The organism is Microbacterium sp. ARD32, from assembly GCF_031844385.1.
GTDB lineage: Bacteria > Actinomycetota > Actinomycetes > Actinomycetales > Microbacteriaceae > Microbacterium.
This window is the reverse complement of record NZ_JAUZVD010000004.1, coordinates 176,141-193,959: the sequence shown is the minus strand read 5'-3', so window position 1 is coordinate 193,959 and position 17,819 is coordinate 176,141. Positions and strand designations below refer to the sequence as shown.

Sequence of the window (17,819 nt, the reverse complement as noted above, 5' to 3'; positions counted from 1 at the left end):
GCGCTAGGCGTCACCGCCCTGGTCCCGCAGGAGTCAGCGTCGCCGGACGAGCACGACGCCGTCGCCGGGAAGCCCCGGCTCCTCGCGCGGCGATGCCTCCGCGCGGATGACGTCCCATCGCTGCGGATCCAGTTCGAGCTGCGCGAGCTCCTCCTCGGGGGTCGGGAAGCGGTGCTGATGCCCGGCAGGGACCTCGACCCCTTCCGGGAACCCGGTATGCGCGGTGATCAGCAGATGCCCGCCCGGGGCCACCAGCGCGGTCGCGCGCCGCAGGATCTCCTCGCGGTCGAGTGTGGTGGGCGAGTGCAGGTAGCTGACGCTGACGAGGTCGTATTCACCGACGGGCGGCTCTGCGATATCCGCCGTGAGGAAGCGGGCGCGACCATCGACGCCGAGCTCCTCGGCGGTGGCGATGGCACGCGTGATCGCCATCGACGAGATGTCGACGCCCGTGGCCTTCCAGCCGTGCTGGGCGAGCCAGATGACGTCGGCGCCCTCTCCGCAGCCCAGGTCGAGAGCGCGCCCAGGAGCGAGCTCGACGGCGACCTCGGCGAGGATGCGGTTCACTCTCCCCGACCAGACCCTCTCCGATGCCGCATACCTGTCCTCCCAGAACTCGGCCGGTGCCACCTGCGGCCACACGGAGCCTTCGTCGGCGCCCGCTGCCGAGCCGGCGACCGCGTCATCGAAGTCCCAGGTGACCAGCGCCGCATTGACGGCTGCACCGGTGGAGGAGCCGGCGCCGATCGACTGCGGCACGCTGGCGAACGGACTCGCGACATTGCCGACCGCCCAGACCCGCTGGTCGCTGGTCCTGCCCATCTGGTCCACGGCGAGCACCGGGCCGAACGGCGTGTCCTCGTGCGCCAGTTCCAGCGGGGTCAGGAAGTGCTCGTGAGCGCGCGGCTCGCCCGCAGTGAAGATGGCGTCCACCTGCACCTCGCGGCCGTCGTCGAGACGCACGGCGGCGATGGCGGTGCCGTCTCCGACGACCTCGGTCACCGCTACGTGCTCGAGGCGGATGCCGCGGGCTCGGAGCCGCTGAGCGGTCTCGGGGGCGAGATCCCCCAGACCGTGGGCGAAGACGGTCACGCGCTCGCTCCACTGCCGCACGAGCTCGGCCTGATGCAGCGCCATCGGCGAGGTGGTCAGCACCCCGAGGTGCTGGTCGCGCACCTCCCAGCCATGGCAGTACGGGCAGTGCAGCACGGTCGCGCCCCAGCGCTCGGCGAGCCCGGGGACGCCCGGCAGCTCGTCACGAAGTCCCGCGGCGGCGATCACGGCACGCGCGAATCGCACGACGCCGTCGTCCGCGGTGACGTGCAGGCCGTTCTCAGCGCGTTCGACGGCGGTGACCGATCCGGTCACGATCTCGACGCCGTAGCCGGCCGCCTCGGCGCGTCCGCGCTCGAGAAGCTCGCCGGGGGCGGCGCCCTCGTGGCCGAGCACACCGTGCATGTGCGAGGCGAACCGGTTGCGCGGGCTTCCCGCATCGATCACCAGCACCCGTCGTCGCGCACGACCGAGCATCAGCGCGGCCGACAGCCCTGCCGGCCCGCCACCGACGATGATCGCGTCCCATACCTTCCGTCCCATGCCACCATCATCTGCGGCACAATGGAGATCTAGCAATCTGATTTGCGGTATCAGCAAGTGGAGGCCCACATGTCCGACGAGCGGGAGCAGATCGGCGCACGGCTGCGTGCCGTGCGCCAGTCCAGGGGAATGCGGCTGGAGGATCTCGCCTCGAGCGCGGGGATGTCGGCGAGCACGCTGTCGCGGCTGGAGTCGGGCAAGCGGCAGGCGAGCCTGGAGCTGCTGCTGCCGTTGACCAGACGTCTCGGCATCCGCCTGGACGACCTCGTGCCGGCGGAGCAGTCCGACCCGCGCGTGCGGCGCCCCGCCATCCGCCGCGACGGAATGATCATCGCCCCGCTCGCCCCGGAGCACGCGCCGATCAGCACCTACCGGATCACCTATCCGGCAGGCGCGGAGATGCCGGAGCCGCGCGTGCACGACGGGTACGAATGGCTGTACGTGCTCACCGGAAGACTGCGTCTTCGTCTGGGCGAGCAGGAGCTGACGCTCGGACGAGGCGAGGCCGCGGAGTTCGACACGCGCACGCCCCACGCCATGTTCGCCGTCGGCGGGCGTCCTGCCCAGGCGATCAGCATCTTCAACGAGGCCGGCGCCCGCATCCACACTCACACGAGCGGGTGACCCCTTCGCGCCGGCGATGGGTCGGGATGCGCGCTCGGCGCCGTCAGCGCCTGCGGTGGGCCTGGTAGTACGCCAGCAGCGCCTTCGTGGAGGCGTCCTGCGCGGTCACGGCATCCGCATCGCCCTCGATCGCCGGAGCGATCTGCAGTGCGAGCTGCTTGCCCAGCTCCACGCCCCACTGGTCGAAGGAGTTGATGCCCCAGATCACGCCCTGCGTGAACGTGATGTGCTCGTACAGGGCGATCAGCTGCCCGAGCACGGCGGGAGTCAGCGCGGGCGCGAAGATCGACGTCGTCGGCCGGTTGCCCGGGAAGGTCCGTGCCGCCACGAGCGCACCGGTGGTGCCCTCGGCTTCCACCTCCTCCGCGGTCTTGCCGAAGGCCAGCGCCTTGGTCTGCGCGAGGAAGTTCGCCAGGAACAGCCCGTGCACGTCTCGCCCGTCGTCCTGCAGCGGGTACGCGGGGTTGACGAAGGCGATGAAATCGGCGGGGATGAGGCGGGTGCCCTGGTGGATCAGCTGATAGAACGCGTGTTGGCCGTTGGTGCCCGGCTCGCCCCAGAACACTTCGCCGGTGGTGGTCGTGACCGGGGAGCCGTCCCATCGGACGGACTTGCCGTTGGACTCCATGGTCAGCTGCTGCAGGTATGCGGCGAAGCGACTCAGCTGCTGCGCGTAGGGCAGCACGGCGTGGGTCTGCGCACCGAGGAAGTTGGAGTACCAGACGTTCAGCAGCCCCATCAGCACCGGCACGTTCCGCTCCAGCGGCGTGGTGCGCACGTGCTCGTCGACGGCGTGGAAGCCGGCGAGCAGCTCGCGGAACCGCTCCGGCCCGAACACGACCGCCAGCGACAGCCCGATGGCGGAGTCGACCGAGTAGCGACCGCCCACCCAGTCCCAGAACCCGAACGCGTTGTCGGGGTCGATCCCGAAGTCGGCCACCTTGTCCAGGGCGGTCGAGACCGCCACGAAGTGGTGCGCCACGGCATCCGTGCGACTGGCGTCGTCGTCGGCGATCGCACCGGATGCCGCGAGTCCCGACCACAGCCAATCGCGCGCGAGGCGCGCGTTGGTGAGCGTCTCGAGCGTCGTGAACGTCTTGGAGGCGACGATGAACAGCGTGGTCTCGGGATCGAGATCGGCGGTCGTCTGCGCCAGGTCGGTGGGGTCGATGTTCGACACGAAGCGCGCCTGGATGCCCGCGTCCGCGTACGGCTTCAGCGCCTCGTACACCATGACCGGACCGAGATCGGACCCGCCGATGCCGATGTTCACGACATGTGTGACCTTCTTGCCGGTGACGCCGAGCCAGTCTCCCGTCCGCACGCGCTCGGCGAAGGCCGACAGCTCCGAGAGCACCGACTGCACGTCGGCGTCGACATCCTGACCGTCCACCACCAGCTCGGGCGACGCGTCCGCGGGTCGACGCAGCGCCGTGTGCAGCACCGCCCGGTCCTCGGTGGTGTTGATGTGCTCGCCGGCCAGCATGGCCGCGTACCGCTCGGCGACCCCGGTCTGCTCCGCCAGCCGGACCAGAGCGGCGAGGATCTCGTCGGTGATCAGATTCTTCGACAGGTCGACGTGCAGATCGGCCAGGGGCAGCGACAGTCGCTCGACACGGCGCGGGTCGTCGGCGAACCACCCGCGCAGATCGGGGGAGAAGCCCTCGCTCTGCGCGGTGAGCTCTGCCCAGGCGGAAGTGGTCGTCGCATCGATCGGAGCGGTCATGCATGCAACGTTAGCGCCGGATCCGGGCATCCGCTCCTGGCGTTTCGCCGACGCCACGGGATACCCGCTCGCGCGCGCCGCGGGGTAGCGTTGGCATCGAGCCCTGGAGGAACCGCATGAAGTCAGTCCCGTTCGGAACCGGAACCGCGCCGGCGGTCATCGCCGGCATGATGCGCATCCCGGACAAGACGGATGCCGAGGTGCGCGAGCTGTACGACACCGCCCGAACGGCCGGGATCGACTTCTTCGATCACGCCGACATCTACGGCGGTGCCATGCACGTCTGCGAGGACCGCTTCGCCTCGGCACTGCAGCTCAGCCCCGCCGAGCGCGCGGAGATCACCCTGCAGACCAAGTGCGGCATCGTGCCGCAGGACCAGATGTTCGACTTCTCGTACGAGCACATCGTGGCTCAGGTGGAGGGATCGCTGAAGGCCCTGCAAACCTCCTACCTCGATGTGCTGCTGCTGCACCGCCCCGACGCGCTGGTCGAGCCCGAAGAGGTCGCCCGCGCCTTCGATGAGCTGTCCGCCGCCGGCAAGGTGCGCGCCTTCGGCGTCTCCAACCACACGCCGCGTCAGATCGATCTGCTGCGCACGGCCGTCACCCAGCCGCTGATCGCCAACCAGCTGCAGCTGTCGATCACGCACTCGCCGATCATCGCCCAGGGCGTCGCGGCGAACATGTCGGGCGAGGAGCAGAGCATCATGCGCGACGGCGGCGGCATCGTGGAGTACTGCCGCATCAACGGGATCACGATCCAGGCGTGGTCGCCTTTCCAGGCGGGGTTCTTCGACGGCGTGTTCCTCGGGAACGAGAGATACGCCGAGCTGAACGCCGTGATCGACCGGCTCGCGGCCGCGCACGGCGTCGAGCCGATCGCGATCGCGACGGCCTGGATCACCCGGCATCCCGCGCACATGCAGGTGGTGCTGGGCACCACCACGCCGCAGCGCGTGGCGGACGCGGCGGCCGGAGCCGACGTCGAGCTGTCGCGTTCGGAGTGGTACGAGCTGTTCCGCACGGCCGGGCACATCGTGCCGTGAGCGCATCGTGAACCCTCTCATCGACGTGACGGAGCTGCAGCGGCGGCTGGCCGACGTGCACGTGCTCGACGCCCGCTGGCAGCTCGGTCGCGACGACGGGCGCGAGCAGTACCTGTCCGGTCACATCCCCGGGGCCGTCTTCATCGACGTCGAGCGGGAGCTGTCCCGGCCCGGCGAGCCGAGCGACGGGCGGCATCCGCTGCCGGACGACGGCGCACTGGCGGCCGCCGCCCGGCGCTGGGGCATTCGCGCGGGCACGCCGGTGGTGGTGTACGACGATCACCGGATGCTGTCGGCGTCGCGCGCCTGGTGGGCGCTGCGCCGGGCCGGCCTGTCCGACGTGCGCGTGCTGGACGGCGGCTGGCCGGCCTGGGTGGCCGCGGGCGGAGAGGTGGCCACCGGGGCCGTCGACCCCGCACCGGGGGATGTCGTGCTCGGTGCGCCCGGCTCGACGGGAACCATCGACACGGAGGGCGCCGCGGCCTGGCCGCAGGCGGGCGTTCTGCTGGACGCACGGGCCGGTGAGCGCTATCGCGGCGAGACCGAGCCGATGGATCCCATCCCCGGGCACATCCCCGGCGCCCGCAATCTGCCGATCTCGCGTGTGCTCGCCACGGACGGGCGCTTCCTGCCCGCCGGCGACATCGCTGCGGCGTTCGACGAGGTCGGTGCCGACGGGAGCATGCCGATCGCGGCATACTGCGGCTCGGGCATCACGGCCGCGCAGCTGGCGCTCGCCGGGGCCCTCGCCGGGCGCGAGGTGACCGTGTATCCCGGATCGTGGAGCGCCTGGTCGAACACGCCGGGACGGGCGATCGCCACCGGCGCGGAGTGAGCGAAGGGACCGGCTGAGCGGCGGTCGCCGGGCCATCCGGCGTCGTCTACTCTGAGTGCATGGGGTACGTGATCTCGCTGCTCGTCCTGGTGCTGATGGTGTTCGCGCTGGTGGACATCATCCGGCGTGACGATTCACAGGTGCGGTACATGCCCAAGTTCGTGTGGCTGCTGCTGGTCATCCTGCTGCCCTTCGTCGGCAGCGTGCTGTGGTTCGGCATCGGACGGGAGTATCCCGAGGGCGGGATCAGCCTGCAGCGGCCCGCGCGCCGACAGGCCGGGTACCCGCCGCACGCGCCGGCTCCGGCTGCTCCCGCGGACACCCGCACCACCGAGCAGCAGCTCGCCGATCTGGAGCGGGAGATCGAGGAGGAGCGGCTGCGCGCCGAGATCGCCAAGCGCAGGAACGGGCGCCCTTCGACAGGCTCAGGGACCCAGGAGGAGTAGCGGGGCAGCGGGCCGGGGAGCAGCGGGTCAGCGGGCCGGGGAGCAGCGGGTCAGAGACCGGAGGCGCGCAGCGCCTCGTCCAGATCCGGGTGCGCGAACACGTACCCGGCGGCGGTGAGCCGCTCCGGCAGCACCCACCGGCTCTTCAGGATCAACTCCGTCTCGGTGCGGATCCCGAGCGCGCCGAGCTCCAGCATCCAGCGCGGCGTCGGCGGACCGAACCGCACGCCCAGTGCGCGGCGCACCGCGGCCATGAAGGTGCGGTTGTCGACCGGGTTCGGGCTGGCGGCGTTGACGGGACCGTCCAGTTCAGGATGCTGCTCGAGGAAGTCGATGATGCCGACCACATCGTCCACGTGGATCCAGCTGAAACGCTGCCGGCCGCCCCGCGCGCCGGGTGCGTGCGCGGTGCCCGCCGCGCGGCGCGCGCGGGAGGCAGGCCACCGCCCGTCCAGCTGCGAGCCGCCCAGCCCGAGGCGGGCGAGCCGCCGCAGCGTCGGCAGCACTCCGCCGTCGCCCAGCACGATCGCCGTGCGCAGCGCGACCCGCCTGGTCGCGGGCAGCTCCTCCGCGAACAGGGCACGTTCCCAGGCCTTCGCGACCTCGACTGAGAATCCGGTGCCGATCTCGCCGGTGGACTCGGTCTGCGGGCGATCGTCGGCATGGCGGTAGATGGTGGCCGTCGATGAGTTGACCCACAGCGCGGGCGGAGCGGAGGCCCGCGAGATCGCGCCGCTCAGCGCCGCCGTGGTGTCCTGTCGAGAGGACAGGATCAGGGCACGGTTCGCGCGCGTGTACCGGCAGTTCACGCTCTTGCCGGCCAGTCCCACCACCAGGCCCGCGCCGTCGACGGCTGCGTCGATGCCGGACTGATCGGACCACGTGAGATCGGCCCCCGAGCGGGAGATCGTGACGACCTCCCTGCCTGCAGCGAGATGCCGTCGCCGCAGCTGTGCGCCGATGAACCCGGTCGCCCCGCCGATGACCACCCGACCGCCGCCCATGATGCCGCCCTTCGAAGCCCGCTGCGTCAGCGTAACAGAGAACTGAACGTGTTCAAAAACCTGGATGCGGAGAGACCACCGACCGGCTCAGGGGCCCGCTGCCAGTGGCACAGGGCGATGATCCGGCTCGCTCCGAGCCGGCGCGGAGATCAGCGCTCGCGCAGGCGCACGAGCCGCTCGTGTCCGTTCTCGGACAGCTCCGCGATGTCGTCGCGCGAGCGCAGGAAGTCGTTGAACGAGCGGTAGCCGAGCGACCTCTCGCTGAAGGACGGGTCCATGCGGCGCAGCTGCGTCTTGACCGCCGACGCGTGCAGCCACTCGTCGGCATCCGCCTTGTCGTGGCCCAGCTGCAGGGCGCGCTCCAGCAGCGCGGTCGCGTCGGCCTGCTCGTCGGGCTTGGCGGCGGCCTTGGCCCGGCGGGTGGCCGCCGGCTTCTGGTCGCCCTTGCCTCGGGTGTCCTTCGCCTGATCGCCCTCCGGCGTCTCCTTGTTCGTCGCGCGCACCACTCCGGGCAGGGAGTCGTACGAGGCGAACTCGTCGCACGCCGCGGCCAGCGACTTGGCGGTGGATCCGGCCACCCCCACGCCGATCACGTACCGTCCGAGTCTCTTGCAGCGCTGCGCGAGGGGCACGTAGTCGCTGTCACCGGCGACCACGACCACGTGGGTGAGGTCGGGCAGGCGGAACATGTCCTCCACGGCATCCACCGCCAGACGGATGTCGGCGCCGTTCTTCGCGTACGCCGCGGCCGGGAACAGCTGCACGAGGTCGACGGCGCGGGCGACCAGCTGCGACCGGTACTCGGCGTTCACCGGCGAGGACCAGTCCGCGTACGCGCGCGTGAGCACGAGCGTGCCGAACGAGGAGGCGTAGTCGATGATGCCGCCCACTTCGACCATCGCCTGCTTGAGCCGCTCCGCCACCTCGGCGTCGTGCGGGTCGTCCGTGATGCGCTTGCGGTCCTTGCCGTACGCGTTGCGGCCATGCACGCGGTCGTACCAGGAGATGACGATGTTGTCGAAGTCGAGGTAGACGGCGACGCGCCCGGTGGCCTCAGCCATGCTCATGCCTCCTCGGCGGCGTCGATGCCCGGATAGGCGAGACCGATCTGCCGGCGGATCTCGTCCAGCGTCCCCATGATCGCCACCGATTCGGCGACCGGCAGCGCCAGGTGCTCGCCGGCGGGGTCGCCGTTCGCGACGGCATCCTCGGCCGCGAGCGCCTGATACTGCATCCCGCGCCCCTCGATCTCGGACCGGTACTGCTCCAGCACGGTGCCGTCGCCGGCGATCACCCGGAACGAGGTGGCGGCGTACCAGATCCGGTCGATCTCGATCCGGGCCTCGCTGCCGATCACCGTCGCGGAGTTCGGACCGACGGCGCGCGAGGAGGAGAGGCTGGTGGAGACGGCGCCGCCGGCATGCGTCATCACGGTCGCGACCTCGGCATCCGCTCCGGTCTCGAGCAGGCGAGCGGATGCCTGGATGCTGACCGGCTCGCCCAGCACGTCCCAGATGAACGAGATCGGGTAGATCCCCAGGTCGAGCAGCGCGCCACCGCCGAGCTCGAGGGCGTTGATGCGGTGCGCGGGATCGCTGGGCAGGTGCTGCGTGTGGTCGGCCATCACCGCGCGGAGCTCGCCGAGGGTGCCCTCGGCGACGATCTCGCGCAGACGCACCATGTGCGGCAGGTAGCGGGTCCACATGGCCTCCATGACCAGCAGCCCCTTCTCGGCCGCGAGGCGCTGCAGCTCCTCCGCCTGGCCTCGGGTCACGGTGAACGACTTCTCGACGAGCACGTGCTTGCCGTGCTCGAGCGCCAGGCGGGCGTTCGCGTGGTGCATCGGGTGCGGGGTCGCGACGTAGACGATGTCGACGTCGGGATCGGCGACGAGCGCCTCGTAGGATGCGTGGGCGCGGGCGATGCCGAACCGCTCGGCGAACGCCTCGGCCGACGCCTGGGATCGCGAGCCCACCGCGACCAGGTCGAGCCCCGCGGTGCGCAGGTCGGATGCGAAAGCGGCGGCGATGCCGCCCGTGGCGAGGATGCCCCAGCGAAGTCCGGTCATGGGCACCAGCGTATCGGGCGCGTGCTCAGACAGCGGTGAGATTGCGTTCCCGCACCAGGGGGAGCACCTGCTCCGCGATGCGCGCCAGCTCCTCATCCAGCGGCGACGCCTGGATCAGGAGAAGACTGATGCCCGCGTCCGCGTACTCGTGGATGCGCTCCGCCACCTGCTCGGCGGTACCCACCAGATTCGGCCGCAGGCCGCGCGTGCCCACGGAGTACTCCCTGCGGGACAGCTCGAGGGACAGGTGGGAGTTCTGCCGGAACTGCTCGAAGGACGCGTAGCCGGGGGAGCCGGGATCGACGGTCGTGATGCGGTCCAGCTCGCGCCGGGCCTCGGCCTCGGTGTCGCGGACGATCACGTAGGCGGGCATGCCGAACTCCGCGACGGGACGACCGTGCAGCCGCTCGGACCGCGCAGTCATGTCGGCGACGTTCGCGCGCACCTCCTCGAGCGTGCCGCCGTGCATCACATAGGCGTCGGCGAAGCCGGCGATCGCCTCGCGGCCGGATTCGCTCTCGCCGCCGGCGAAGATCACCGGATGCGAGGACGGCTTGGGCTCGACGACCGTGTCCTCGAACTCGTAGTGGTCGCCGCTGAACGAGAACGGCGTGCGCTCCCACAGTCCGTTCAGCACGTTCACGAACTCGGTCGCCTGCGCGTAGCGGGCGTCGTGCGCGGGGAAGACCCCGCCGAACTGACGCGCCTCCTCAGCCCACCACGCCGCCACGACGTTCAGCGCGACGCGGCCCGGGGCGATGCTGTCCAGCGTCGAGACGGTCTTGGCGAGCACCGCCGGCAGGTGGAATCCGGGTCGCACCGCGGTCATCACGCGCAGACGCTCGGTGACGGCCAGGATGGCGGCCGACAGCGACCACGCCTCCAGGCTCGGGGCATCCGTGCCCTTGCGGTCGTTCAGGTACAGCTCGGGCACCAGCGTGGTGTGGAAGCCGAGGCGATCGGCCTGCACCGAGACCTCGCGGATGTACTCCCAGGTAGCGGCCATCCGCCCCTCGTCGCGCACGTTGCGCAGGAATCCGCCATAGACGGGCGTCCAGTATCCGAGCTCGATGGTCATAGTGGTCCTCCTGGGGCGTGGTCAGATCAGCGCGAGCGCGCGGTCGAGGTCGGCGATGAGGTCTGCCGGATCCTCGATGCCGACGGAGAGCCGCACGGTGTTCAGCGAGATGCCCGCCGCCGTGCGCTGAGCGGGGGTGAGATGAGAGTGGGTCATGGATGCCGGATGCGCGACCAGACTGCGCGCGTCTCCCAGGTTCGCGACCAGCCGGAACACCGTCAGCTCGTCGGTCAGCCGGGCGACGCGCGCCGCGGCGTCGTACTCGGGTCCTGCGACGTCGAAGGAGAAGACCGAGGGGACGCCCTTGGACAGATAGCGCTGCGCGAGAGCGTGCCAGGGGCTGTCGTCCAGGCCAGGGTGGTTCACCCGGGAGACCGCCGGATGCTGCGCCAGGTGCTGCGCGATGGCCAGCGCGCTCGCCGCCTGACGGGTGACCCGCAGGTCGAGCGTCTCGATGCCCTGCAGGATCTGCCAGGCGTTGAACGGCGACAACGACGGCCCGAGGTCGTGCACGTACTTCGACTTGACCAGCGCCGCGAACGCCTGCCCCTGCCCGAAGCGCTCCCACAGCACCAGGTCGCCGAAGCGCTGGTAGGGCGCGGTGAACTGCGGCCAGCGGTCCGGCTCCGTGCCGAAATCGAAGCTGCCCTGGTCGATGACCACCCCGCCCAGCGACGAGCCGTGGCCGGAGAGGAACTTCGTCGCGGAATGCACCACGAAATCGGCGCCGTGCTCGCCGGGCCGGATCAGCGCGGGCGTGCCGACCGTGCTGTCCACCACCAGCGGCACGCCGGCCTCGTGCGCGATGTCGGCGACCAGGCGGATGTCGAGCACCTGCGCCACCGGGTTCGCGACGGTCTCGGCGAACAGCGCCCTGGTGCGCGGCGTGATGGCCGCGCGCCAGGCATCCGCGTCATCCTGATCGACGAACGTGACCGGGATGCCGAAGTCGGCGAAGGTCTCCTGGAGCAGGTCGACCGTGCCGCCGTACAGCTGGTCGGCGGCGACGATGTGCCCGCCCCGGCCGGCGAGCGCGAGCAGGGTGACCGCCACCGCCGCCTGCCCGGACGCCACGGCGACCGCGCTCGCGCCGCCCTCGAGAGCCGCCACGCGCTCTTCGAGGATCTGCTGGGTGGGGTTGGCGTTGCGGCTGTAGATGATGCCCGCCTTGCGCAGCGCGAACAGGTCGGCCGCCTCCTGCAGCGAGGAGAACTCATAGGCGGCGGTCTGGTGGATGGGAGGGACGGCGCTGGACGAGGGCAGGCCGGCGGTGTATCCGGCCTGCACCTGCGTCGTGGCGAAGCCGCGCTCGGTGGCGGGAGTGGCGAAGCCGCGCTCGGTGGTGGGAGTGGCGAAGCCGCGCTCAGTCATGACGCTCTCTCCTCAACGGCACGCGCGGCCGGACGCACGACGGGCGCATGCACGTCGCCGGCGCGCAGGCGCTCGAGCCACAGCACGATGCTCGCGGCCACGCTGCGGTGGCTCGCATCGTTGAGCGCGTCGTGCAGGCCGCCGACCGTCTCGATCACCTCGACGTCGGCGATCGCCGCGAGCGCGCTCGCCGCCTGCGGGAACGGGGAGACCTGGTCGGCTCCGCCGTGCACGGCCAGTACGGGCACCGCGATGGCCGCGAGGTCCGCGAGGGCCGGGAGTGCCTCGACCGGATCAGGACTCCGGCCGTCGGCGTCAGCGAGCCGAGAGGAGTCTCCGCTGTGCTGCTCCTCGAGCACGCCCAGGTGCACCGGGCACGCGGTGCGCTCGGCATCCGTCGGGGCCCGCTCCACGTCGAGCACGACTCCGGCCACGATCGCCGCGTCGGCGACATCGTCCTGCGTCAGCGCCGCCAGCACGGCGGAGGCGCCGGTGTCCGAACCGACCAGCACGCGCGGTGCGTCGGGCTGCCGGCTGAGCCAGGCGGTGGCGGCCGCGGCATCCGCCACCTCGAACACGCCGACCGCGTAGCCGTCGGCGCTCAGGCGTGCGCCGAAGCGCTGGTAGACGGCCGCCGTCTCATCACGCCCCGCGACCATCGCGAGCGTCCCCCGAACGCGGGCGGCGGGGGCGAAGACGGCGGTGGGGTCGGAAGTCATGTGCTTCATCTTCGGCGTCCGCGTGCCGGTGCGCCGCGGATGTGTCGAACTGTTGCGTCTCGTGACCTCGCGCTTCAGATCGCTTGTGAACCCCGGCGCTGCGCTCCTAACTTCACTGCCATGACCTCTCACCCCCGACTCCCCGCCCTTGCCGTGCTGACCGTCGCGACCCTCGCCATGGCCGGCTGCAGCGCGTCTGCCGGGGCATCGTCGCCGGCCGACGCCGCGTCGCTCACCTGGGGCTGGCGGCTCCCGACCAGCTGGGACCCGGTCACCTCGACCGCGGGCTGGGACACGCACGCGCTGGCCCTGGTCTACGACGGGCTCACTCAGCTCGACGAGGAGGGCGAGGTCGTGCCCGGCATCGCCGAGAGCTGGGACTACAGCGCCGACGGCACAGCGATCACCTTCCATCTGCGCGACGACGCCGAGTTCAGCGACGGGTCGCCGCTCGACGCGGAGGCCGTCAAGGAGAACCTCGAGCGAGGCCGCGACCAGGAGAACTCCACCCTCGCCGGGCAGCTGGGCATCGTGACCTCAGTCGATGTGGACGACGCCAGCACGGTGACGGTGCACCTGGACCAGGCCGACTACCAGGTGCCCTATCTGTTCGCGGGTAAGACCGGGTTCATCGTGAACCCCGCCGCTTTCGACGATGTGGCCTCTCTGGCCACGCAGCCCGCCGGCTCCGGGCCGTTCGCGCTGACCGAGTACGTGCCCAACGCGCGCGCCGACCTGGAGAAGAACGACCACTACTGGAACGCGGATCACATCTTCATCGACGAGTTCCACGTTGTTCCCGTCACCGACGACGCCACCGTCGTCGCCGGCGTGCAGACCGGACAGTGGGATGTCGCGATCATCCCGCCTTCGCAGGCGCAGGCCGCCGAGAGCGCCGGCCTGGAGGTCGAGGAGATCAAGGCGCTCACTGTGCGTGCGCTGGACGTGAACAGCACCGTGGCGCCGTTCGACGACCAGCGGGTGCTGCAGGCGATCAGCCGCGCCACCGACCGTGACGCGCTGATCAAGGCCGCCTACTTCGGACGGGGGACGCCGAACTGGCAACCCTTCCCGGACGGGTACTCCGCGCACGATGAGAATCTGGATGATCTGCTGCCCTACGACATCGAGGCGGCGAAGCGGCTTCTCGCCGAGGCCGGGCATCCCGACGGTCTCGAGCTCGAACTCGCGCTGAGCGAGGATGACACGGCATTGGCCGAGGTGCTGCAGGCGCAGTGGGCGAAGGCCGGGATCGATGTGAAGCTGACGGTGCTTCCGGTCGCCGGCATCTCGCAGAACTACGTGCAGCGCACCCATCCGTTCGTGCTGGACAGCTTCTCGGGGCGGCAGTCCCCGCTCCAGGCGCTCGAGGTGCTCTACGGGCCGGAGGGGCTGATGAACCTCGGCCGCCAGACGCCTCCCGCGCTCACCGAGGCGATCGACGCGGCCCGCGCGACGCCGATCGACTCCCCGGAGTACACCGAGCGCATCCGGCACGCCGTCGAGCTGGGTGTCACGCTGCAACCGAACACGTTCCTGTTCAGCTGGCCCCGCATCCTCGCCCACCCGACGACCGTCACGGGAATCCGGCACTGGCTCGACGTGCAGCGCTGGGAAGACGTGAAGGTGCAGGACTGAACGTGACCGTCGTCACGGAGTCGAGCATCGGGGCGGAGCCGGCAGCTGGGTCGGCATCGCCGCCGGACGCGCGCGCCGCGCGCGCACCGCATCCGCTGCTCACCACGGCCGGGCGTGTGCTCGCCACGATCGGCACGGCGGCGACCGTGTTCGTGCTGGCGACGTTCGCGACCTTCGCGCTGGGCGCGGCGTCCGGTTCCAACCCGGCCGCCGTCGCGCTGGGTGAGGTCGCCACCCAGGCGGACATCGACCGGCTCAACCACGTCTTCGGCCTGGACCGCCCCTTCCTGGTGCGCTACCTCGACTGGTTCGGGTCGGCGCTCACCGGCGACCTGGGTACGAGCTGGTTCACAACGATCCCGGTGTCGGCGAGCATCGCCCAGGCGTTCCCGGTGAGCCTGTCGATCGCCACGGGTGCCACGCTGTGCGCGCTGGCGGGCGGCTCCGCCCTCGGCATCGCGGCGGCGGTGGACCGCGGGGGCATCATCGACCGGGTGGTCACGCTGCTGAGCAGCGTCGCCACCACCGTGCCGGCGTTCGTCGTCGCCATCGGTCTGATCCTGCTGTTCGGCCACGCCATCCCGCTGTTCCCGGTGGCGGGGTACGTGCCGCCGACGAAGGACGCCGGAGCGTGGCTGACCTGCCTGGTGCTCCCGTCGCTCGCGCTGAGCCTGGATGCCGGCGCCGACATCGCACGGCAGCTGCGCACCTCGCTGGTGGGCGCGCTCGCCGAGAACTACGTGATCGGTGCGCGCGTGCACGGACTGAGCCCGCTGCGCGTCGTCTTCGGCCACGCGCTGCCGAACGCCACCGCACCCGCGCTCAGTGCGCTGGGCGTGCACGTGCCGCGGCTGGTCGGCGGCGCGGTGATCACCGAGGTGATCTTCGGGATGCCGGGGCTGGGACGTCTCGCGAACACCTCGGCGCTGCAGGGCGACGTGCCCGTGGTGCAGGGCGTGCTGCTGGTGGCCATCGCCGTCGTCGTCGTCTCGGGTGTCGTGATCAACCTCGTCATCCGGCGCAGCACCGGCACGGGACGGAGCGCCGCATGAGCCGCTCGCCGTCGTCCGCTGCCGGCTGGACCGTCCGCCTGGCGCTCGTGCTGGTCGCCGCGGTGGCGGTGCTCGCCGTGGCGGGGCCCGCGCTCGCCCCGCACGACCCGCTTGGTCAGGACACCGCCCGCGCGCTGAGCGGACCGACCCCAGCGCATCTGCTCGGCACCGACTACCTGGGCCGCGACGTGCTGTCCCGGCTGCTCGCCGGGGCGCCGGCGTCGCTGCTGAGCGCGCTGGCCGCGGCGCTGATCGGGCTGCTGGTCGGCGCGCTTCCCGGAGCTCTCAGCGCCTTCGCGCCGCGCGCCGGCGAATGGCTGGCGCTGCGGGTCGTGGACGCCCTGCTCGCGCTGCCGTTCATCCTGTTCGCCATCGTCTTCGCGGCCCTGCTCGGCAACGGACTCGTCCAGGCGACCACCGCGATCGGTCTGCTGATCGCCCCCGGGTTCTTCCGCGTCTCACGTGCGGCCACGCTGCGCGTGCGTGACGCGCAGTACGTCGAAGCGGCGATGCTGCTGGGCGGTTCGAGCTGGTGGGTGCTGCGGCGTCACGTCTGGCGGCAGGTGGCGCCGACACTGGTGGTCACGGGGATCAGCGCCCTCGGCTCCGCGCTGCTCGCGGTCGCCTCGCTGACGTTCCTCGGCATCGGCGTGCAACCGCCCGCGCCGACCTGGGGCGGGATGCTGGCCAGCGATCTGGGCTACCTGGCCCAGCGGCCGGCCGGGCCACTCGCCCCCGCACTCGCGATCGTGCTGACGGTGGCGGCGCTCAACCTGCTCGCCGATGCCGTGCGCGATCGCTCCGGCGCACCCCGGAGCCGCGCGCGAGGACGGCGTGCCGTGCGGAAGGAGACCGTTCATGCCTGACCTGCACATCGAACCGAGCATCGGGCTGAAGGACACGCCCGCGTCCGAAGGTCGGCGGACCCACGCCGCTGTCGCCGAGGCACGATCCTCCTGGAATCGCGCTCCGCTGTCGCCGTCGTTCGACGAGGGATCGGCCGTCCGCTCCGCCGTCGCGGGCGTGGACCGGCTGGTGATCGCCGCCGCAGACGGCACCGAGCTGGTGCACGGGGTCTCGCTGTCCGTTCGCCCGGGGGAGGCACTGGGCGTCGTGGGCGAGTCCGGAAGCGGCAAGACCCTCACCTGCCGTGCGCTGCTGGGCATCCTCCCGCCGGGTCTGTCGGTGCGCAGCGGCACCGTGCGCGTCGACGGGCGCGAGCTGACCTCGGCATCCGAGCGCGATTGGCGGTCGGTGCGCGGCACCCGGATCGGCGCGGTGTTCCAGGACCCGGCCTCGTACCTGAACCCCGCGATCCCGGTCGGACGTCAGCTGCAGGAGGTGCTGCGCGTGACGGCCGGAGTGCCGAAGGCGAAAGCACCGCAGCGCGCACGCGAACTGCTCGACGACCTCGGCATCCGACGCGTCGATCTGGTGCTGCAGCAGCACGTCGCCGAGCTGTCCGGAGGGATGCTGCAACGCGTGCTGATCGCCATGGCGCTCGCCGCCGACCCTGCCGTGCTCATCGCCGACGAGGCGACGACGGCGCTGGATGTGACCGTGCAGGCTGAGCTGCTCGACCTCCTGGCCCGGCTGCGTCGCGAGCGTGAGCTGGCACTGATCATCGTCTCGCACGACCTGGCGGTCGTGGCGCAGGTGTGCGAGCGGGTGCTGGTGTTCCGGGACGGACGCGTGGTGGAGGGCGGCGCCACTTCTCGCGTGCTGCGCGCCCCGGCGCATGCGTACACGCGCTCGCTGCTCGCCGCGCACACCGCTTACGGACTGGAGAGGTTCCTGCGATGACAGCAGAGCGGCCACCCGTGCTCGAGGTGAAGGATCTCGCGGTCGACTACGGCTCCGTGCGCGTGCTGGACGGACTCTCGCTGTCGCTGCGCGCGGGCCAGGTGGTCGGCGTGGTGGGTGAATCGGGATCGGGGAAGACCACGCTGGCCAAGACGGTGCTGCGCACCGTGGAGGTCGCGCAGGGGCGCGTTCTCGTGGGCGGTGAGGACATCACGCGGCTGCGGGGCGCCGGTCTGCGACGCTGGAGGCGCGCAGGAGCCGTGCAGTACGTGTTCCAGGATCCCCTGCGGTCGCTGGACCCCGGCGTGCGCGTCACCGACTCGATCGCGGAGGGCCTGCGCATCGCCGGCGTGCCGGCGGCGGCTGCGAAGGAGCGCTTCGACGCGGCCGTGCAGGCGGTGGATCTGGATGCCGAGCTGCTCGAGCGGCTGCCCGCCGGGCTCAGCGGCGGGCAGCGGCAGCGGGTCGCCATCGCCAGGGCACTGGTCGTGCAGCCGCGTCTGCTCGTGCTCGACGAGCCGGTCAGCGCCCTCGACGCAGCCAGCCGTGATCGGGTGGTGCAGTCTCTGATCGCACTCCGGCGCGCGCGCGGCCAGGAGCTCGGGATGCTGGTCATCTCGCACGACATCGGGTCGCTCGCCGCCCTGAGCGATCGCCTGGTCGTGCTGCATCACGGCCGCATCGTGGAGAACGGCCCGACCGCACAGGTCGTCGCCAAGCCGCAGCATCCGTACACCCGGCGTCTCATCGAGTCGGTCCCCGTGATCGACGTCCGCTATCCCAACCGTCCCGCACCCATCGCAAGGAGCTGAC

General features: G+C 71.3%; 17 protein-coding genes. 9 read left to right on the top strand and 8 right to left on the bottom strand.

Going from position 1 to position 17,819, the window contains the following annotated elements:
• Window positions 1-33 precede the first annotated feature (33 nt).
• The gene (locus Q9R19_RS14075; RefSeq protein ID WP_311257023.1) at window positions 34-1,596 is read right to left on the bottom strand and encodes a bifunctional NAD(P)/FAD-dependent oxidoreductase/class I SAM-dependent methyltransferase; all 1,563 of its coding nucleotides are present in this window, start codon (window positions 1,594-1,596) and stop codon (window positions 34-36) included.
• Window positions 1,597-1,665: 69 nt separating this feature from the next.
• Here Q9R19_RS14075 and Q9R19_RS14070 point away from each other — a divergent pair, with 69 nt between their 5' ends.
• Window positions 1,666-2,220 carry an XRE family transcriptional regulator gene (locus Q9R19_RS14070; RefSeq protein WP_311257022.1) on the top strand — a complete coding sequence of 185 codons (555 nt, stop codon included), beginning with the start codon at window positions 1,666-1,668 and terminating at the stop codon, window positions 2,218-2,220.
• A 43-nt stretch (window positions 2,221-2,263) separates the two neighbouring features.
• On the opposite strand, the gene pgi is transcribed toward Q9R19_RS14070, so the two are convergent.
• Window positions 2,264-3,946 carry a glucose-6-phosphate isomerase gene (pgi, locus tag Q9R19_RS14065; RefSeq protein ID WP_311257021.1) on the bottom strand — a complete coding sequence of 561 codons (1,683 nt, stop codon included), beginning with the start codon at window positions 3,944-3,946 and terminating at the stop codon, window positions 2,264-2,266.
• A 116-nt stretch (window positions 3,947-4,062) separates the two neighbouring features.
• Between pgi and Q9R19_RS14060 the strand changes: the two genes are divergently transcribed.
• Genes Q9R19_RS14060 through Q9R19_RS14050 form a run of 3 tightly spaced genes read left to right on the top strand, consistent with a single transcriptional unit; the run spans window position 4,063 to window position 6,273 of the window.
• Window positions 4,063-4,992 carry an aldo/keto reductase gene (locus tag Q9R19_RS14060; protein ID WP_311257020.1) on the top strand — a complete coding sequence of 310 codons (930 nt, stop codon included), beginning with the start codon at window positions 4,063-4,065 and terminating at the stop codon, window positions 4,990-4,992.
• A 7-nt stretch (window positions 4,993-4,999) separates the two neighbouring features.
• On the top strand, window positions 5,000-5,827 hold the full coding sequence (locus Q9R19_RS14055) for a sulfurtransferase (RefSeq protein WP_311257019.1): 828 nt from the start codon (window positions 5,000-5,002) through the stop codon (window positions 5,825-5,827).
• A gap of 59 nt (window positions 5,828-5,886) precedes the next feature.
• Window positions 5,887-6,273 carry a PLD nuclease N-terminal domain-containing protein gene (locus Q9R19_RS14050; protein ID WP_311257018.1) on the top strand — a complete coding sequence of 129 codons (387 nt, stop codon included), beginning with the start codon at window positions 5,887-5,889 and terminating at the stop codon, window positions 6,271-6,273.
• Window positions 6,274-6,323: 50 nt separating this feature from the next.
• On the opposite strand, the gene Q9R19_RS14045 is transcribed toward Q9R19_RS14050, so the two are convergent.
• The 6 genes from Q9R19_RS14045 to Q9R19_RS14020 all read right to left on the bottom strand — a co-directional run bounded on the left by Q9R19_RS14045 (window position 6,324) and on the right by Q9R19_RS14020 (window position 12,513).
• Window positions 6,324-7,277 carry a DUF1731 domain-containing protein gene (locus tag Q9R19_RS14045; protein ID WP_311257017.1) on the bottom strand — a complete coding sequence of 318 codons (954 nt, stop codon included), beginning with the start codon at window positions 7,275-7,277 and terminating at the stop codon, window positions 6,324-6,326.
• A 149-nt stretch (window positions 7,278-7,426) separates the two neighbouring features.
• Complete coding sequence (locus Q9R19_RS14040; RefSeq protein WP_311257016.1) at window positions 7,427-8,338, bottom strand: NYN domain-containing protein; 912 nt, start codon at window positions 8,336-8,338, stop codon at window positions 7,427-7,429.
• Between the two features lie 2 nt (window positions 8,339-8,340).
• Window positions 8,341-9,345, bottom strand: coding sequence for a Gfo/Idh/MocA family oxidoreductase (locus Q9R19_RS14035; protein ID WP_311257015.1), 1,005 nt, complete (start codon window positions 9,343-9,345; stop codon window positions 8,341-8,343).
• A 25-nt stretch (window positions 9,346-9,370) separates the two neighbouring features.
• Window positions 9,371-10,423 (bottom strand): LLM class flavin-dependent oxidoreductase, encoded by a 1,053-nt coding sequence (locus Q9R19_RS14030; RefSeq protein WP_311257014.1) that lies wholly within the window; start codon window positions 10,421-10,423, stop codon window positions 9,371-9,373.
• A 21-nt stretch (window positions 10,424-10,444) separates the two neighbouring features.
• Window positions 10,445-11,794: an O-acetylhomoserine aminocarboxypropyltransferase/cysteine synthase family protein gene (locus Q9R19_RS14025; RefSeq protein ID WP_311257013.1), complete on the bottom strand. Its 1,350-nt coding sequence runs from the start codon at window positions 11,792-11,794 to the stop codon at window positions 10,445-10,447.
• Window positions 11,791-12,513: a hypothetical protein gene (locus Q9R19_RS14020; protein WP_311257012.1), complete on the bottom strand. Its 723-nt coding sequence runs from the start codon at window positions 12,511-12,513 to the stop codon at window positions 11,791-11,793. Before Q9R19_RS14020 ends, Q9R19_RS14025 begins: the two co-directional genes overlap by 4 nt.
• Before the next feature lie 120 nt (window positions 12,514-12,633).
• Here Q9R19_RS14020 and Q9R19_RS14015 point away from each other — a divergent pair, with 120 nt between their 5' ends.
• Genes Q9R19_RS14015 through Q9R19_RS13995 form a run of 5 tightly spaced genes read left to right on the top strand, consistent with a single transcriptional unit; the run spans window position 12,634 to window position 17,818 of the window.
• Window positions 12,634-14,151 carry an ABC transporter substrate-binding protein gene (locus tag Q9R19_RS14015; protein ID WP_311257011.1) on the top strand — a complete coding sequence of 506 codons (1,518 nt, stop codon included), beginning with the start codon at window positions 12,634-12,636 and terminating at the stop codon, window positions 14,149-14,151.
• Between the two features lie 2 nt (window positions 14,152-14,153).
• On the top strand, window positions 14,154-15,203 hold the full coding sequence (locus Q9R19_RS14010; protein WP_311257010.1) for an ABC transporter permease: 1,050 nt from the start codon (window positions 14,154-14,156) through the stop codon (window positions 15,201-15,203).
• The gene (locus Q9R19_RS14005) at window positions 15,200-16,069 is read left to right on the top strand and encodes an ABC transporter permease (protein ID WP_311257009.1); all 870 of its coding nucleotides are present in this window, start codon (window positions 15,200-15,202) and stop codon (window positions 16,067-16,069) included. The genes Q9R19_RS14010 and Q9R19_RS14005 overlap by 4 nt, the downstream gene beginning before the upstream one ends.
• Window positions 16,062-17,006: an ABC transporter ATP-binding protein gene (locus Q9R19_RS14000; RefSeq protein ID WP_311257008.1), complete on the top strand. Its 945-nt coding sequence runs from the start codon at window positions 16,062-16,064 to the stop codon at window positions 17,004-17,006. The genes Q9R19_RS14005 and Q9R19_RS14000 overlap by 8 nt, the downstream gene beginning before the upstream one ends.
• Window positions 17,003-17,818: an ABC transporter ATP-binding protein gene (locus tag Q9R19_RS13995; RefSeq protein ID WP_311257007.1), complete on the top strand. Its 816-nt coding sequence runs from the start codon at window positions 17,003-17,005 to the stop codon at window positions 17,816-17,818. Before Q9R19_RS14000 ends, Q9R19_RS13995 begins: the two co-directional genes overlap by 4 nt.
• Window position 17,819 lies beyond the last annotated feature (1 nt).

Bases quoted from the DNA above. Each gene is read 5' to 3' on its own strand.
- Q9R19_RS14075 (WP_311257023.1), bottom strand. From the start codon at position 1,596: ATGGGACGGAAGGTATGGGACGCGATCATCGTCGGTGGCGGGCCGGCA.
- Q9R19_RS14070 (WP_311257022.1), top strand. From the start codon at position 1,666: ATGTCCGACGAGCGGGAGCAGATCGGCGCACGGCTGCGTGCCGTGCGC.
- pgi (WP_311257021.1), bottom strand. From the start codon at position 3,946: ATGACCGCTCCGATCGATGCGACGACCACTTCCGCCTGGGCAGAGCTC.
- Q9R19_RS14060 (WP_311257020.1), top strand. From the start codon at position 4,063: ATGAAGTCAGTCCCGTTCGGAACCGGAACCGCGCCGGCGGTCATCGCC.
- Q9R19_RS14050 (WP_311257018.1), top strand. From the start codon at position 5,887: ATGGGGTACGTGATCTCGCTGCTCGTCCTGGTGCTGATGGTGTTCGCG.
- Q9R19_RS14045 (WP_311257017.1), bottom strand. From the start codon at position 7,277: ATGGGCGGCGGTCGGGTGGTCATCGGCGGGGCGACCGGGTTCATCGGC.
- Q9R19_RS14040 (WP_311257016.1), bottom strand. From the start codon at position 8,338: ATGGCTGAGGCCACCGGGCGCGTCGCCGTCTACCTCGACTTCGACAAC.
- Q9R19_RS14035 (WP_311257015.1), bottom strand. From the start codon at position 9,345: ATGACCGGACTTCGCTGGGGCATCCTCGCCACGGGCGGCATCGCCGCC.
- Q9R19_RS14030 (WP_311257014.1), bottom strand. From the start codon at position 10,423: ATGACCATCGAGCTCGGATACTGGACGCCCGTCTATGGCGGATTCCTG.
- Q9R19_RS14025 (WP_311257013.1), bottom strand. From the start codon at position 11,794: ATGACTGAGCGCGGCTTCGCCACTCCCACCACCGAGCGCGGCTTCGCC.
- Q9R19_RS14020 (WP_311257012.1), bottom strand. From the start codon at position 12,513: ATGACTTCCGACCCCACCGCCGTCTTCGCCCCCGCCGCCCGCGTTCGG.
- Q9R19_RS14015 (WP_311257011.1), top strand. From the start codon at position 12,634: ATGACCTCTCACCCCCGACTCCCCGCCCTTGCCGTGCTGACCGTCGCG.
- Q9R19_RS14005 (WP_311257009.1), top strand. From the start codon at position 15,200: ATGAGCCGCTCGCCGTCGTCCGCTGCCGGCTGGACCGTCCGCCTGGCG.
- Q9R19_RS14000 (WP_311257008.1), top strand. From the start codon at position 16,062: ATGCCTGACCTGCACATCGAACCGAGCATCGGGCTGAAGGACACGCCC.
- Q9R19_RS13995 (WP_311257007.1), top strand. From the start codon at position 17,003: ATGACAGCAGAGCGGCCACCCGTGCTCGAGGTGAAGGATCTCGCGGTC.